Consider the following 15,731-nt stretch of genomic DNA (forward strand, 5'->3'; position numbering starts at 1 on the left):
CCGGTGGCCCGTGCGAGGGGCGGAACCGGGCGTGCCGGTCGGTGGATTGCCTCGTCTGATGCCGATTCTGGACATGGGTCGGGTACACCTCTTCCGGGGGTGGGTGCGGTGTGGTGCCTGGTGACGGGCGCGGGGGGTACGCCTAGCTGGAGTAGACCTCGAACTCGCTGAGCTGAGCCGCGGGCCAGCCGCTGTTGCCGGTGACGGTCAGCCGCAGGTACCGCTGGTTGGTCGCCGTGAAGGTGATGGTGACCGTGTTGCCGCTGGCCGGGTTGAAGGTGTAGCCCGCCGACGGCCGCACCGTGCTCCAGGAGCCTCCGTCGGTCGAGCCGAGCACGGAGAGCGTCTGGGTACGGGGCTGCCAGGCCGACGACGGCGGCAGCTTCAGCACGACCCGGGACACCGACCGGCTGGCGCCCAGGTCCACGGTCAGCGACTGCGGGAACGCGTTGTTGGCGCTCTCCCAATAGGTGGCCGGGTTGCCGTCCACCGCGTTGGGTGCGGCGTACACGTCGGAGTGGCTGGTCTCGGTGACCGGCCGCCCGGCCGCCAGGTTCCCAGTGGTCGGCGGGGGTGTGGTGGGGGGTGGCGTGGTCGGCGGCGGGGTGGTGGAGCCGCCGTACACCTCGATTTCGGCGAGCTGCGCGGCCGGCCAGCCGGTGTTGCCGGTGACGGTCACCCGGACGAAGCGGCGGTCACCGGCGGGCAGGCCGATCGACACGGTGTTGCCCGACCCGGGGTCGAAGACCCGGCCGGCGGACGCCGCCAGGGTGGCGTACGACGAACCGTCGGTGGAGCCGAGCACCGACAGCATCTGGGTACGGCGCTCCCAGCCGGCGGGCAGCTTGAGCACCACCCGGTCGACGGACCGGGCGGCCCCCAGGTCGACGGTGAGGGTCTGCGGGAAGGCGTTGTTGGCGCTCTCCCAGTAGCTGGCGGCGTTGCCGTCCACCGCGTTAGTCGCCGTGTAGGTCTGGTTGCTGCTGGACGCGGTCGCTGGCCGGTTCAGCGCCAGGTTCCCGCTTGCCGGCGGCGGGGTGGTGGGTGGCGGCGTCGTGGTCGGCGGGGTGCTGGGTCCGCCGCCCCACCGCGGGTCCGGCCAGGGGCCGCAGTACGGGGTCGGGGTGTACCAACCGGAGTTGCCCGCACCCTGGGTGATCTGGAAGCCGCTGCCGACGCAGTTGTGGATCGGGTTGCTCTGCGCGATGCCGGTGGCCCGTACGTTCGTGAAGGACACCTGGCTGGGCGCCTGCACCTGGAGGGCGTACGTGCCGGCGCCGTCGATCCGGACGTTGTTCAGGCTGATCCCGCTGGTCTGGCCCTCGATCCAGTGCAGTGCGGCGTACGAGCTGTCCAGGATGTCGGTGTCGGTGATGGTGATGGCGGCGCCCTGGATCGGCTCGTTCAGCGCGGAGAACCAGATCGCGCCAACGCCGAAGCGCCAGTTGTAGTCGGAGTTGCCGTTGCGGATCAGCGTGTTGCGGGCCACGGTGATCGTCCCGGCGACGGCGGTGGGGCCTTGGACGCCGGGATAGCGGTTGGCGACGTGGATGCCGCCGCCGTTGGTGACCGAGTCGGCCGTGACATTGTCGGTGATCCGGATGTCCCGGCCGCCGTAGGTGACGATGTTGTTGGCCAGGATGGTCACGCCGACGGTGTTGAAGGTGAAGGAGTTGCCGACGTTGGGCACGCTCTGCGCCCACATCGCCAGACCGTCGTCACCGGTGTTGCGCACGAAGGTGTTGGTCACCGTCGAGTTGGTGACGCCGGTGTGGAAGTTCACCCCGTCCGCGGTCTGGTCCAGGATCCGGCTGTTGCGGATGGTGAAGCCGTCCATCGGGCCGTCCATCCACGCGGCGACCTTGGTGTGCTGGATCCAGAGGTTGTCCACCACCGAGTTGGACATCGCCCCGCCGATGGCGTTGACCTGGTCCTCGTCCACGCGTTCGCGGATGTCACCGATGATCGCGAAGTCGCGCAGGGTGACGTTGCGGCTGGGTCCGCCGGCCTCGTGCGGCCGGATCTCCCCGGTGTAGCCGCCGCCCGGGACGTACCTGCCGTAGATGCCGGCGGCCCGCTTGCGGTCGGTGGGGTGCCGGCCGCCGAGCACCGAGTACCACGGCCCGGCGCCGCGCAGGGTCACGCCGTCGACCACCACGTGATCCCAGAGGGTGAAGGTGCCGGTCGGGATCCAGACCGGCCTGCCCTGCGCCCGGCCGGCATCGACCGCCGCCTGGAACTTCGCGGTCGAGTCGGTGGCGCCACTCGGGTCCGCGCCGAAGTCGGTGACCACGTCCAGCACGCCGGCGGGCCTGGCGATCGGTGCGCCGACCAACTCGAAGTCGGCCAGGTCGATGGTGAAGGTCGGCGACTGGGCGGTCGAGGAGACCTGCAACCGGATCTTCGCGCCGGCCGGGTAGGTGGCGCCGAGCATCGCCCGGGTCTCGTCGTAGAAGTGGTGCGGGTTGCTGTCGCCCGGGTTGTTGTTGAACGGGTAGCCGCCGTAGTACCAGCCGTACTTCGACGTCACCGGGACCGACTTCAGCAGTGCCCCGTTGGCCCGCAGGTCGATGGCGGCGTCCCGGCCGGTGCCGGCCGCGCTGTCGGGCAGGCTGTATCGGAAGGTGACCGCGTTGGCGGGGGCGGTGAGGGTGAACTCGACGTACTCGCCGGCCGCGTCGAGGGTGACCGCCTCCCGGCCGGACGCCTCCGACGGCAGCGTGCCGTAGGTCCGGTCCGGGCCGATCCGGGTGCCGTTGTGGCTCGCCTTCTCCGCCTCCTGCTCGACGAACGGGACGGTGGCTCCCCGGCCGGCGATGTCGAAGGGGGACAGGCCGGCCGCCCGGGCCGGTGTGGGTGTGCCGGTGACCGCGACGACGGTCACCGAGGCGGCGGCGAGCAGGGTGGCGGCGAGGGCGGCGAGCCCCGCCCTGGTCGGTCGGTGTCGCAGGTGGTGCGGGGTGCCGGTGGTGTGGTTGGCCATGAGCTGCGCTCTCCCTTTTGTCAGGCAGGCCAGGTCCCCCGTCTCCGTGCGGCGCGGCGATCTCCCCTCGGTACCTCCTTCCTCGTCATGGCCCCGGCGGGGCAGCGGGTGGGTGGCGCCGGCGGCCGGGACGGGCCGCCGGCGCCACGCGGGTCAGGCTGGCTCGGCGGTACGCAGCCAGACGGCGGTGTCCGGGGGCAGCCGACCATCGTCGAGCGGCCCACTGACCAGCAGCAGCTCGTCGTGCGCCGGCAGCGCCACCGGAACGTCGGAGAGGTTGACCAGGCAGCGGAAGCCGCCGCCACGGCTGAACGTCAGCACCCGGTCGGGAGCGGGCAGCCAGCTCAGCTCGCCGTCACCGAGCGCCGGGTCGGCACGCCGGATCCGGATCGCCGCCCGGTACAGCTCGAGCATCGAGGTGGCGTCCCCGGTCTGCGCCCGGACCGTCCGGTCCTTCCAGTCGGCCGGCTGCGGCAGCCAGGGTGCGGCGGCGCCGTCGGGGCTGAACCCGAACGGCGGCTCGTCGCCGGCCCAGGGCAGCGGCACCCGGCAGCCGTCCCGCCCGGGGTCGACCCGCCCGGAGCGTTCCCACATCGGGTCCTGGCGCAGCGCGTACGGGATGTCCTCGACCTCCCAGAGGCCCAGCTCCTCGCCCTGGTAGACGTAGGTGGCGCCGGGCAGGGACAGGCTGAGCAGCGCGGCGGCCCGGGCCCGGCGGGTGCCCAGCTCCAGGTCGGTGGGGATCCCCTCGCGCTTGGCGGCGAAGCTGAACGTGGTGTCCGCCCGGCCGTAGCGGGTGACGTGCCGGGTGACGTCGTGGTTGGAGAGCACCCAGGTGGCCGGGGCGCCGACCGGCGCGTGCGCGCTCAGCGTTCCGTCGATGCTCTCGCGCAGCGCCGAGGCGTCCCAGGCGCAGCCGAGGAAGTCGAAGTTGAACGCCGCGTGCAGCTCGTCCGGGCGCAGGTAGTTGGCGAACCGCTGCCGGTCCGGCATCCACACCTCACCGATCAGTGCCCGGTCGCCGGGGTAGGAGTCGGCCAGCCGCCGCCAGCCGCGGTAGATGTCGTGCACACCGTCGAGGTCGTGGAACGGGTGTGGCTGGTCCGGTCGGACCTCGGGCAGCGTCCCGTCCTTGACCAGCAGCCCGGCCGAGTCGATCCGGATACCGTCCACGCCCCGGTCGAACCAGAACCGCAGGATGTCCTCGAACTCGGCCCGTACCCGTGGGTGGTCCCAGTTGAAGTCGGGCTGCTGCGGGGCGAAAAGGTGCAGGTACCAGTCGCCGGGGGTGCCGTCCGGGTTGGTGGTCCGCGTCCAGGTCGGGCCGCCGAACTCGCCGACCCAGTCGGTGGGCCGCTGGTCGCCGTTCGGGCCCCGGCCGGGCCGGAACCAGAACAGGTCCCGCTCGGGTGCGTCCGGCCCGCCGGCGAGTGCCGCCTGGAACCAGGGGTGCGCGTCCGAGCAGTGGTTCGGCACCACGTCGACGATGGTCCGGATGCCCAGCGCGTGCGCCTCCGCGATCAGCGCCTCCACCTCGGCCAGGCTGCCGAACACCGGGTCGATGTCGCGGTAGTCGGCCACGTCGTAGCCGGCGTCGGCCATCGGCGAGGGGTACCAGGGGCTGAACCAGATCGCGTCGACGCCGAGCGCGGACAGGTGGTTCAGCCGGGATCGGATGCCGGCGATGTCGCCGATGCCGTCGCCGTCGCCGTCGGCGAAGCTACGTGGGTACACCTGGTAGATCACCGCTCCACGCCACCACGGACCTCCGTCTGCTGCGGACACGAGCACCTGCTTTCTGCGTCAGTACGGGGCTATCCCTTGAGGCTGCCGGTGGTCAGACCGGACATGATGTTCCTCTGGAAGATCAGGAAGACGATGACGGTCGGGATCGCCGCGATGACCGACGCCGCGATCACCACGTTTTCCGGCGTACCACCGGAGAAGGAGTAGATGCCGACGCTGACCGTCCGGGTCTCCGGCGAGGGCATGACGAGTTTCGGCCAGAGGAAGTCCTTCCAGACCGCCGTCACCGCGAAGATCGAGACTACGCCGAGGATGGGACGCGACATCGGCAGGATGATCGACCACAGCGTGCGCAGCGGCGTCGCGCCGTCCACGAGGGCCGCCGCCATCAGCTCCTCCGGAATCGAGTCGAAAAACCGTTTCAGCAGGAAGATGTTGAACGCGTTGGCGACCGCGGGCAGCCAGATCGCGAACGGCGAGTCGAGCAGGTTGACGTGCAGGATCGGCAGGTCGATCACGGTTACGTACTGCGGAACGATGAGGACCATCGCCGGGATCATCAGCGTCGCCAGCATCAGGCCCAGGATCACGTTGCCGAACACCGGTCGCAGCTTCGACAGCGCGTACGCCGCGGCGGTGTCGAGGACGAGCTGGAACAGCAGCGCGCCGGCCGCGTAGTAGAAGGTGTTGAACAGCAGCTTGGCGAGTTCCAGGTTGTTCCATGCGTCGGCGTAGTTCTGCAGCTGGGGATCCTTCGGGAACAGCGACGGCGGGGTCTGCGCGATCTCCTGGCCGGACTTGAGCGCGCCGGTGACCATCCAGTAGAGCGGGCCGAGGAAGACGAGCGTGAAGCCCACCACGACCACGGTGAGCAGCGCCCAGTAGAGGACCCGGCCGCGCCCCCGCCGCAGTTGGGCGTGCGAGATGAGGGTCCGGTTCCCGGAGTCCTGTGCCATGTCCCGCCCCTAGTCCTGTTTCGCGCTCAGCCGCACGTACGCGGCGGAGAAACCGGCCAGCACCACGAGCATGATCACCCCGAGCGCCGCGGCGCCGTTGAGATCGTTCTGGAAGAACCCGTGCTGGTAGATGAGGTACGCCACCGAGGTCGCGGAGTCCTCCGCGCCCGTACCGTTGGCGAGGATCAGCGGTTCGATGAAGAACTGCATCGTCGCGACGATCTGCAGCATCGCCAGGAGCGCGAGGATCAGCCGGGTCTGCGGGATCGTCACGTGCCGGATCCGGCGCCAGATCCCGGCGCCGTCGAGCTCGGCCGCCTCGTAGAGCTCACCGGGGATGTTCTGCAGGGCCGCCAGGTAGATCAGCACGGCGCCGCCCATGTTCATCCAGGTCGACGCGATCACCATGGCCGGCATCGTCATCCCGGTCGACTGCATCCACTGCGAGGTGGGCAGATGCAGCGCCTTGAGGATCGAGTTGAACAGGCCCGCGTCGCCCGGGTCGTACGCGTAGAACTTGAAGAGGAACAGCGCCGAGGCCGGCGGCAGCATCACCGGCAGGTAGACCAGGATGCGCAGGTACCCCTTGGCGTGGCGGAACTCGTTGAGCAGGATCGCCACGAAGAACGGCACCGCGTAGCCGAGGACGAGCGCGAGAACGGTGAAGTAGAGGGTGTTCTTCCAGGCGTTCCAGAAGCTGGGGTCGGCGATGATGCGGTCGTAGTTGTCCCAGCCCACCCAGGTCGTGACGCCGCGCCGGGTGCGTTGGAAGCTCATGACGATGCCGCGGATCATCGGGTACCAGGCGAAGAGCGCGAAGCAGATCACCGCGCCGATCAGGAACGCGTGCCCGGTGAGGTTGTCGCGTACCTTGCGGCCGAGGCTCGTACGCTGCGGCCTCCGCCGGTACGGCGACGCGGGGCGACCCGGTTCCCTCCTGGTCCCCGGGACGGTGGTGATCGCCAAGGCAACTCCTGCGTGAGTTCTGTGGGACCGGACGGTGCGGGTGGTGGGGGCCGGCACGCCGGCCCCCACACCCTCGGATCAGCTCTCGGCGGCGAGGAGCTTGTTGACCTTGTCCTCGGCGGTCTTGAGCAGCGCGTCGATGTTCGCGTTCGGGTTGGTCAGCACACCGGACATCGCGGCGTCGAGCACCGCGTAGACCGCCTGCGCGTTGCGGGGCTCACCCTTGATCGGGACCGGGGTCGCCTCGAAGAGCGCGAAGTTCGTGGTGTCGACGTTCGCGTTCGCCTTGCGCAGCTCGAGTTCCTTCTTCTGCGCGTCGCTGCCGTTGGCGAAGAGCAGCGGCTGGGGCAGACCCACCGGGTAGTTCTGCGGCTTGGCCCGCACGTAGTCGAACTGACCCTTGCCCGGCGTCAGCTTCTGGTACGCGATCCACTTCAGACCGGCCTTGACCTGCTCCGGGGTGAGGCCCTTCTTGAAGAAGTAACCCTCGCCACCACCGAGCGTGGCCTTCGCCGCGCCGTCCTGGCCGGGCAGCGGAGCCATCGCCCAGTCCTGGAACTTGCCCTGGAACTGGCTGACGATGGCCTGGGTGGCGTCCGGCGCGCCGATGAACATGCCGACCTTGCCGGCGCCGGCGTTGGTCAGCAGGTCGCCCCACTGGAGCAGCTGGCGGTCGCCCATGCTGTTGTCGCCGTACCGCATGTCCTTGAGGTTCTGCAGGACCTGCTTGCCCATCGCGTTGTTGAAGTCGGCCTTCTTGCCGTCCTCGGTCAGCACCTGGCCGCCCTGCGAGTAGAGCAACGAGGTGAAGTGCCAGCCTCCGGTGTTGCCGGCGCTGTACTCCGAGTAGCCGGAGATGCCCTTGCCGAGCGCGGAGATCTTCTTGGCGGCGGCCCGCACCTCGCCCCACGTCTTGGGCGGGTTGTTCACGTCGAGCCCGGCCTGCTGGAACAGGACCTTGTTGTAGACCAGGCCCATCGAGTAGTTCTTCACCGGGACGGCGTAGAGCTTGCCGCCGTCGGTGAACACCCCCTTGAGCGCCGGGTCGACGCTGTCCCAGGTTGGCACCGTGTCCTTGTTGGCGAACTCGGTGATGTCCATCGCCTGACCGGAGTCGAGCACCTGCTGGAGATCGGTCATGTACCCGTAGAACACGTCGGTCACGGTGCCGCCGGCGAGGCGGGCGGTGAAGTCGGGCGGGTTGTTGCACTGCTCCCCGACGCTGACGCTCTTGACGACGATGTTCGGGTTCTGCCGCTGGAACTCGGCGACGTCGTCGTTCCAGTTCTTCAGCAGCTCTTTCTGGGCGCCGACCGGCTGGCAGTCGACGGTGATGGTGACCTTGCCGCCTGCATCGTTCGATGCGTCGTCGCTCTTCGTGGAGCAAGCCGTGAGGCTGAACCCCAGGCCGGCCACGAGCGCCAACGCCGCAGCCTTCCGGTACTGCGGTACGGACATCTGTCCATCCCTTCGGGAACGGGTGTCTCCATGACGTCGCTGAATCTGCGGTGATACGGCCTGACGCCCTGTAGCTGCGCCGGAGCCAGGTGTGAGTGGAGTCACTGTAGCGAGGGCGACTCGTTCCAGCAAGGTATCGATTCCGTACTGAAAGGACGCGACTTGCTACCGGCAGAAAACGACAAATCATGGATCCGCGCCTGGTTCGCGAAGTGCCACCCGTTTTGCACCCCAAGACAGAACGGCCGCCGACCGCGGTAGCGGTCGACGGCCGAAGCGTCGTCGGGGTGCGGCCGGATCAGCGGCCGGGCGCGGGACCGGTGGAACCGCGTACCACCAGTTCGGGCTCGAACAGCAGCTCGTCCTGCAGGACGCCGACGCCCTCGATCTGGGTGACCAGCAGGTCCACCGCGGCCTGACCCATCGTCTCAATCGGCTGCCGCACCGTGGTCAACGGCGGGTCGGTGCAGGTCATGAACGCCGAGTCGTCGAAGCCCACGACCGAGATGTCCGTCGGCACCGCACGACCCAGCCGCCGGGCGGCCCGGATGGTCCCCAGCGCGAGCACATCGCTGGCGCAGATGATGCCCGTCACGCCCCGCTCCACCAGCTTGGTCGCGGCGACCCGCGCCCCCTCCATGGAGAAGCTGGAACGCTCGACGCACTCCCGGTCGCCGTCACCCCAACCCGCGGCCTGGACCATCGCGTCCAGCTTGCGGCGCGAGGGCACGTGGCCCTCGGGACCGAGCACCATCCCGATCCGCTCGTGACCGAGCGAGCGCAGATGCCCGTACGCCTGCTCCACCGCCACCGCGTCGTCGGTCGAGACCCGGGGGAAGCCCAACTCGTCCACCCCGGCGTTGACCAGCACCACCGGAAGGCCCCGCTCGGTCAGCCGGCGGTAGTGGTCGTGCCGGGCGTCGGCCAGCGCGTACGAGCCACCGGCGAAGATGACCCCGGAGACCTGGTGGTCGAGGAGCATCTCCACGTAGTCCATCTCGGACACGCCGCCGATGGTGCGGGCGCAGAGCGCCGGCGTGTAGCCGCGCTGGGCGAGGGAGCCGGTGACCACCTCGGCGAGCGCCGGGAAGATCGGGTTCTGCAGTTCGGGCAGCACCAGCCCGACCAGCCGGGCCCGCTCGCCGCGCAGCTTGGTCGGACGCTCGTAGCCGAGCACGTCCAGCGCGGTCAGCACGGCCGTCCGGGTCGCCTCGGAGACTCCGTCCCGACCGTTGAGCACCCGGCTGACGGTGGCTTCGCTGACGCCCGCCTTCTTGGCAACTTCAGTCAACCGCTTGGTCACGGCCGCAATCGTACGTCACAGCAGTGAAAGAAATGAACAGGCAATTGTCGAGCTGTTGCCTGCTCCTTGCGAACCTCTGCCAGCCGTGCGGCAGCCCGGGGTCGGTGAATCGACACCCTCAGGACAGGTTGCGCAGCGCGTCCTCGATGGCACGGTGGAAGGTCGGGTAGGCGTAGATCATATGCCGGAGCTGGCTCACCGGCACCGCCGCGTGCACCGCCACAACCAGCGCCGAGAGCACCTCGCCACCGGCCGGGCCGACCGACGTGGCGCCGATCAGCACGCCCTGGTCGGCGTCCGCGATCAGCTTGATGAAGCCCTCGTCGCCGACCTGGTGGATCCAACCCCGGGTCGAGGTACCCAGCTTGGTGTAACCGACCTGCACGTTGATGCCGCGCTCGCGGGCCTGCTGCTCGGTCAGCCCCACCGCGCCGACCTCGGGGTCGGTGAAGGTCACCCGGGGCAGCGCGCGGTAGTCGGCCCGCGGCACGGTCCCGGCCGACCCGCTCGACCCGCTGGCGCCCAGCGCGCTGGACGCGCCCATCGCGCCACCGACCACGCTCGCGGTCCCGCTGGCGTCCGGCCCCGCCTGGGCCAGCCGGGCCTGGGCCAGCACGTCGGCGATCACGATCGCCGCCTGGTACATGGCGATGTGCGTGAAGGCGCCCTCGCCGGTCACGTCTCCGACCGCCCAGATGCCGTCGGTGACGTGCAACCGGTCGTCGACCGGCAGGTAGCGCTGCCCGGCGTCCACGCCGACCGTGTCCAGCCCCAGCTCCTCCAGATGGGCGCGGCGACCGGTCACCACCAGCAGCTGGTCCGCGGTGAACTGCGCCCCGCCGGCGCCGTGCAGGGTGAAGCGGCTCCCGTCATGCTCGACCCGCTCGGCCCGTACCCCGGTGTGGATCTCCACGCCGTCGGCGCGCAGCGCGGACGCGGCCACCTCGGACGCCTCCGGCTCCTCGATGGCGAGCACCCGGTCCAGCGCCTCCACGACGGTGACCCGGACCCCGAAGCGGGCGAAGACCTGCGCCAGCTCCAGCCCGATCGCACCGCCGCCGAGCACCAGCAGCGACTCCGGCAACTGCTCGACCTCGATGGCCTGGTGGTTCGTCCAGTACGGGGTGTCGGCCAGCCCGTCGATGGGCGGCACCGAGGGTCGGCTGCCGGTGCCCAGCACGATCCCGTGCCGGGCCTGGAACACCTGGTCGCCGACCCGTACCCGGCCCGGCCCGTCGAGCCGACCGCTGCCCCGGACGAACCGACCGCCCCGGCCGATGAACCGGTCCACCGCCACCGTGTCGTCCCAGGTGTCGGTGGCCTCCTCGCGGATCCGCTTCGCCACCGGCGCCCAGTCCGGCTGGACCTGCGCCGTCCCGGCCAGGCCGTCGATCCGGCGTGCCTCGGCGATGGCATTGGCCGCCCGGATCATCATCTTGCTCGGGATGCAGCCCCAGTACGGGCACTCTCCACCGACCAGGTCCCGCTCGACGCCGACGACGGTCAGGCCGGCCTCGGCGAGCCGCCCGGCCACCTCCTCGCCGCCGACCCCGAGCCCGACCACGACCACATCCACCAGCTCCGGCTCCGCCACCTGGACAGCATCTCGCAGCACCCTCGCCCCGAGCACAGTGCCCGGCGAAAAGTAGGCGCGATCACCGGGCCGGGCGCCTACGGTGGCCGGATGCAACCGCGCTGCGCCCCGGTCCGGGACTGCTACCACGACCTGTTCGCCGCCGGCCGGGAGACCGGCGCCGGCCTGACGATCTGGTACGACGGCCGCCCGGTGGTGGATCTCGTCGGCGGTTCGCGCGCTGGCGCACCGACCCCCTCGGGTGTCGGCGGACCGGCGGTCGACCCGTGGCGGCCGGACACGCTGGTGAACGTCTACTCGGTCGGCAAACCCGTGGTGGCGCTCTGCCTGCTGATGCTCGTCGACCGGGGACGGGTCGACCTGGACGAGCAGGTGAGCCGCTACTGGCCGGACTTCCGTACCCCGGCGACGGTCCGACAGGTGTTGTCGCACACCGCGGGGCTGCCCGCCTTCCCGGTGCCCCGCCCGGCCACCGCGATCGCCGACTGGGCGCTGCTCTGCGCCGACCTGGCCGGCGCCGAGCCGGAGTGGACACCGGGTTCGGTCGCCGGCGAGCACGCCTGGACGTACGGGCACCTGGTGGGCGAGCTGGTCCGCCGGGTGGACGGACGGTCGGTGGGCCGGTTCGTGGCCCAGGAGATCGCCGGCCCGTGGCGGCTCGACCTCGGCTTCGGGCTGGCAGAGGCGGACCAGCGGCGCTGCGCCGACCTCTCCTATGGTGACCCGCAGTGGCCGACCCGGGTGCTCGGTGAGCCCGGCTCGGTACGGGCACGGTCGATGGACAATCCGGCCGGCGGGCGGGACCTGACGGTGGTGAACAGCCCGCTCTGGCGGGGTGCCGAGGTGCCGGCGGTCAACCTGCACGCCACCGCTTCCGGGCTGGCCCGGCTCTACGCCGGCCTGCTCGCCGGTGGCGTCCTGGACGGGGTCCGGCTGTTCAGCCCCGAGATGGTGGCCGAGGCGACCCGGGTCCAGTACGACGGGCCGGACGTGGTGCTCGAGCGGAGTGCCCGGTGGACGCTGGGCATGCAGTGGGAGCCGGACGGCAGTTGGGGCATGGGCGGCCTCGGCGGTAGCAGCGCGTGGGCCGACCCGGAGCGGGGCTACACCTTCGCCTACGTCACCGCCCGGCTGGCCGAGCACGACCGGGTCGACGAGCTGGTCGAGGCCCTGCACTCCTGCCTGTGACCGGATGTTAGGAGGGGCCCCTTGTACAACGCCAGGCGTTAAGAAGGGGCCCTTCCTTTCAGCGCAGCCAGGCCGGGTCGGTGTCGGGGACGGAGAGCGGGGGTGGGTAGTCGACGGTGCGCCGGAGCTGGTCGGGCAGTCGCCACGGCTGGTGTACGGCCTTGCCCCGCACCTCCGCCAGCTCCGGTACCCAACGGCGCACGTACGCGCCGTCCGGGTCGTACCGCTCGGCCTGCCGGACCGGGTTGAACCCCCGGTACGGCTTGGTGTCGTTGCCGGTGCCGGCAACCCACTGCCAGTTGCCGGAGTTGTTGGCCACGTCCCCGTCGAGCAGCCAGCGGAAGAAGACCCCCACCCCGGGCCGCCAGTCCTGACCCAGGTGCTTGGTCAGGTAGCCGGCGGTGATCAGCCGAGCCCGGTTGTGCATCCAGCCCTGGGCCCGCATCTGCCGCATTCCGGCGTCCACGATCGGCAGCCCGGTGCGGCCCTCCGTCCAGGCCGCCAGCGCGTCGTCGTCGTAGCGCCACCGCTCGGTCGCACCCCGCCGGTACGGCTGCTCCGAGATCTCGGGAAAGGCGGCGGTGACCTGGTAGTAGAAGTCCCGCCAGCAGATCTGCCGGACGAACGGCCCGGACCGGTCACCGGCCCGGTTGGCCACCGCGAGTGGGGAGAGACACCCGAAGCGCAGGTACGGGCTCAGCCGCGAGGTGCCGTCCCCGGCCATGTCGTCGTGGCGGTCGCCGTACCCGTCCAGCTCGGGCAGCCAGTCGGTGAGCCGCTGCCGGGCCACCCGCTCCCCGCCGGGTGCGGCCTCCGGCGAGTCCCCGGCCGGCGGCTCCGGCAGCCGGCCCACGTCCAGCCCGTCGGGCAGCGTGACCCGGCGCGGCGCGGCCAGTTCCTCCCGCCACCGAAGAGCCGCCCAGGCCCGGTGGTACGGGCTGAACACCCGGTAGTGGTCGCCGCCGCCGGGGTGCAGCGCACCCGGCTCGACCACGGTCAGCCCCGGGAACAGCCGCAGGTGCAGCCGGTGCCGGTCGCACTCGGCGCGCAGCCGCCGCTCCCGGCGCCGGGCGTACCGGCTGACGTCGGCGGAGAGCGCGACCGCGGTGGCGCCCACCTCGCCGGCCAGCCGGACCGTCTCGGCCACCGGGTCCCCGTGGCGGACCACCAGGTCACCGCCGCGTTCGCGCAGCTCGGCGCGCAGCTCGGCGAGGCTCTGGTGCAGGAACCGCATCCGGTTCGCCGACAGCCCGGCCAGCTGCGGATCGAGCACGTACAACGGCACCACCCGGTCGAAGGCGGCGCAGGTGGTGGCCAGCGCCGGGTGGTCGTGCACCCGCAGGTCGCGGGTGAGGAGCACGATGGCGGTGCCAGCGGTCACGGAGCCGGGTGGACCGTCGGCCCGGGGATGACGACCGGGGTACCGGCCGACGTGAGCAGGGACCGGGCCGCCACCGCCATCCGCTGCCGCTGTGGGACCAGGGCCCGCCGGACGAAGACGTCGTAGTCCTGCGCGGCGACCTGGTCGAGGATGCCGCCGTAGAGCGCGTACGCGGTGCGCATGCACGCCTGCGAGGCCGGAGCCAGCAGGGTGATACCCGGCGCGGCGGCGGCGTAGTGCGCCTGTGCGCGGGTCACCTCGTACTCGATCAGTTCGCGGATCTGGGACGTGCCGCGCCCCCGGGCCCGGGCCTGGAGCAGCTCGGCGCGGGTGACGCCGAACTTGGCCAGGTCCTCGTCGGGGAGGTACGTGCGGCCCCGGTCGAGGTCCTCGGCGACGTCGCGGATGAAGTTGGTGAGCTGGAAGGCGAAGCCGAGCTGCCGGGCCGGCTCACGGGCCGCCGCCGGGTCGGAGCTGCCCAGGATCGGCAGCATCATGGTGCCGATGACGGCGGCCGAACCCTCCATGTAGTCGAGCAGGTCGTCGTAGGTCCGGTACGACGTCACGGTCAGGTCCATCGCCATGCTCTTCAGAAACGACGCAAAGTCGTCCCGATCGAGATCGAAGATGGCAATCGTGTGCAGCACTGCCGGAAGCAGCGGATCGTCCGCCGGCGCACCGTGCAGGCCGGCCACGAAACGACCGCCCCAGTCGTCGAGCCGGGCGGCCCGCTCGGCCGGTGGCAGGTCCTCGGTGCGGTCGACGATCTCGTCGGCGTACCTGGTGAATCCGTACAGGGCGTGCACATGCCGCCGTTTCCAAGCGGGGAGCAGCCTGGTGGCGAGATAGTAGGTGCGGCCGTGGCGTCTGTGCAGCTCACGGCATCGGTCATAGGCAGCGGTGAGATCCGTGTCCACCGGCCCTCCTCGTTTATCGACGCACCAATCGACGCAACTCGTACCCTAGGGTACGCTCGCCCACATGGCCAACGACGCAGTTGCGGGCAATGCGCTACGCGTGGCACCGGCGCGGCCGGGCGACAGGGACGATCCGGTCCGCGCCGTGCTGGCCGCGTACACCCAGGACCTGATCACCGCGGTGGACGACACCCTGGCCACCTTCCTCGCCGCCGAGGTCGACTCGCTCACCGAGATCGACGCAGCGATGGGCAGCTTCGCCACCGCCGCCCGGGACGCGGTGCTGGCCGGCGGCAAGCGGATCCGGCCCACCTTCGCCTACTGGGGCTGGCGCGGCGTCGTCGGCGGCAACCAGCCCCTGCCACCGGTGCTGCCCGCGCTGGCCGCCCTCGAACTGCTGCACACCTTCGCCCTGGTGCACGACGACGTGATGGACGCCTCCGCCACCCGCCGCGGCCGGCCGACCGCACACGTGGCGCTCGCCGCGCAGCACGTCGCCGCCGGCCACCGGGGAGACCCCGGCCGGTTCGGCGAGGCCGTCGCGGTGCTCATCGGCGACCTCTGCATGGTGTGGGCCGACCGGCTGCTGGCACACGCCACCGTGCCGCCGGCCCGACTGCTCGAGGTGCGCCGCTGCTACGACCAGATGCGGGTGGAGACGGTGGCCGGGCAGTACCTCGACGTGCTCGGTGAGAACGACGCGGCCAACTGGTCGGTCGACCGGGCGCTGCGAGTGGCCCGTTACAAGACCGCCAGCTACACCGTCCAGCGTCCGCTGCTCTTCGGGGCCTGCCTGGCCGGCATGGCCGCCGACGCCCCGGTGACCGCCGCGTACACCCGCTACGGCCTGGCCGTAGGCGAGGCGTTCCAGCTCTGCGACGACCTGCTCGGGGTCTACGGTGACCCGGCGACCACCGGCAAGCCGGCCGGTGACGACCTGCGCACCGGCAAGCCGACCACCCTGCTGATGCTGGCCCGACAACTGGCCACTCCGGCGCAGCGCCGGGCGCTGGAGGGCGTCGAGGCCGGCGAGGCGGAGGTCGGTCGACTCGCCCAACTCGTCGCCGACACCGGCGCGGTGGCCTGGGTGGAGCGGATGATCGCCGAGCGGGTGGGCGAGGCGCTGGCCGCGCTGGACAGCGCAGACGTGGACCGGACGGCGCGGACCGCGCTGACCGGTCTGGCCACCGCCGCCACCAACCGGCGGGCCTGATGAGCGACTTTTTCGAGGAGGTGGTC

10 protein-coding genes and 2 pseudogenes are annotated in these 15,731 nt (G+C 71.1%); 2 read left to right on the forward strand and 10 right to left on the reverse strand.

What is annotated here, in order from left to right:
- Positions 1-142: 142 nt before the first annotated feature.
- The 8 genes and pseudogenes from ACFOW4_RS01655 to ACFOW4_RS01690 all read right to left on the reverse strand — a co-directional run.
- Positions 143-2,983 (reverse strand): discoidin domain-containing protein, encoded by a 2,841-nt coding sequence (locus tag ACFOW4_RS01655; protein WP_377523788.1) that lies wholly within the window; start codon positions 2,981-2,983, stop codon positions 143-145.
- A 153-nt stretch (positions 2,984-3,136) separates the two neighbouring features.
- Complete coding sequence (locus tag ACFOW4_RS01660; protein WP_377523789.1) at positions 3,137-4,768, reverse strand: glycoside hydrolase family 13 protein; 1,632 nt, start codon at positions 4,766-4,768, stop codon at positions 3,137-3,139.
- A gap of 29 nt (positions 4,769-4,797) precedes the next feature.
- Complete coding sequence (locus ACFOW4_RS01665; protein ID WP_377523791.1) at positions 4,798-5,685, reverse strand: carbohydrate ABC transporter permease; 888 nt, start codon at positions 5,683-5,685, stop codon at positions 4,798-4,800.
- A 9-nt stretch (positions 5,686-5,694) separates the two neighbouring features.
- The gene (locus ACFOW4_RS01670) at positions 5,695-6,651 is read right to left on the reverse strand and encodes a carbohydrate ABC transporter permease (RefSeq protein WP_377523793.1); all 957 of its coding nucleotides are present in this window, start codon (positions 6,649-6,651) and stop codon (positions 5,695-5,697) included.
- Positions 6,652-6,729: 78 nt separating this feature from the next.
- Positions 6,730-8,109 carry an ABC transporter substrate-binding protein gene (locus ACFOW4_RS01675; protein WP_377523795.1) on the reverse strand — a complete coding sequence of 460 codons (1,380 nt, stop codon included), beginning with the start codon at positions 8,107-8,109 and terminating at the stop codon, positions 6,730-6,732.
- Between the two features lie 298 nt (positions 8,110-8,407).
- A complete protein-coding gene (locus ACFOW4_RS01680; RefSeq protein ID WP_377523796.1) occupies positions 8,408-9,412 on the reverse strand; it encodes a LacI family DNA-binding transcriptional regulator in 1,005 nt (334 codons plus the stop codon).
- 118 nt (positions 9,413-9,530) lie between these two features.
- Positions 9,531-9,908: pseudogene (locus ACFOW4_RS01685) on the reverse strand (NAD(P)/FAD-dependent oxidoreductase); the annotation flags it as partial.
- Between the two features lie 110 nt (positions 9,909-10,018).
- Positions 10,019-11,006 (reverse strand): annotated as a pseudogene (locus ACFOW4_RS01690) (dihydrolipoyl dehydrogenase family protein); the annotation flags it as partial.
- Between the two features lie 90 nt (positions 11,007-11,096).
- Between ACFOW4_RS01690 and ACFOW4_RS01695 the strand changes: the two are divergent.
- Positions 11,097-12,194, forward strand: a complete 1,098-nt coding sequence (locus ACFOW4_RS01695) for a serine hydrolase domain-containing protein (RefSeq protein ID WP_377523798.1) — start codon at positions 11,097-11,099, stop codon at positions 12,192-12,194.
- 58 nt (positions 12,195-12,252) lie between these two features.
- Here the strand turns inward: ACFOW4_RS01695 and ACFOW4_RS01700 are convergent, their stop codons facing one another.
- Positions 12,253-13,575, reverse strand: a complete 1,323-nt coding sequence (locus ACFOW4_RS01700) for a cryptochrome/photolyase family protein (RefSeq protein ID WP_377523799.1) — start codon at positions 13,573-13,575, stop codon at positions 12,253-12,255.
- Positions 13,572-14,492 carry a phytoene/squalene synthase family protein gene (locus tag ACFOW4_RS01705; RefSeq protein WP_377523801.1) on the reverse strand — a complete coding sequence of 307 codons (921 nt, stop codon included), beginning with the start codon at positions 14,490-14,492 and terminating at the stop codon, positions 13,572-13,574. Before ACFOW4_RS01705 ends, ACFOW4_RS01700 begins: the two co-directional genes overlap by 4 nt.
- Positions 14,493-14,556: 64 nt before the next feature.
- Here ACFOW4_RS01705 and ACFOW4_RS01710 point away from each other — a divergent pair, with 64 nt between their 5' ends.
- On the forward strand, positions 14,557-15,705 hold the full coding sequence (locus ACFOW4_RS01710; protein ID WP_377523802.1) for a polyprenyl synthetase family protein: 1,149 nt from the start codon (positions 14,557-14,559) through the stop codon (positions 15,703-15,705).
- The last annotated feature ends 26 nt before the right edge of the window (positions 15,706-15,731 follow it).

It is taken from the genome of Micromonospora sp. GCM10011542 (assembly GCF_042650685.1).
Lineage (GTDB): Bacteria > Actinomycetota > Actinomycetes > Mycobacteriales > Micromonosporaceae > Micromonospora.

What these genes read in the sequence shown, in the direction of transcription:
- ACFOW4_RS01710 (WP_377523802.1), top strand. Translation starts at nt 14,557, where the DNA reads ATGGCCAACGACGCAGTTGCGGGCAATGCGCTACGCGTGGCACCGGCG.
- ACFOW4_RS01675 (WP_377523795.1), bottom strand. Translation starts at nt 8,109, where the DNA reads ATGTCCGTACCGCAGTACCGGAAGGCTGCGGCGTTGGCGCTCGTGGCC.
- ACFOW4_RS01695 (WP_377523798.1), top strand. Translation starts at nt 11,097, where the DNA reads ATGCAACCGCGCTGCGCCCCGGTCCGGGACTGCTACCACGACCTGTTC.
- ACFOW4_RS01655 (WP_377523788.1), bottom strand. Translation starts at nt 2,983, where the DNA reads ATGGCCAACCACACCACCGGCACCCCGCACCACCTGCGACACCGACCG.
- ACFOW4_RS01665 (WP_377523791.1), bottom strand. Translation starts at nt 5,685, where the DNA reads ATGGCACAGGACTCCGGGAACCGGACCCTCATCTCGCACGCCCAACTG.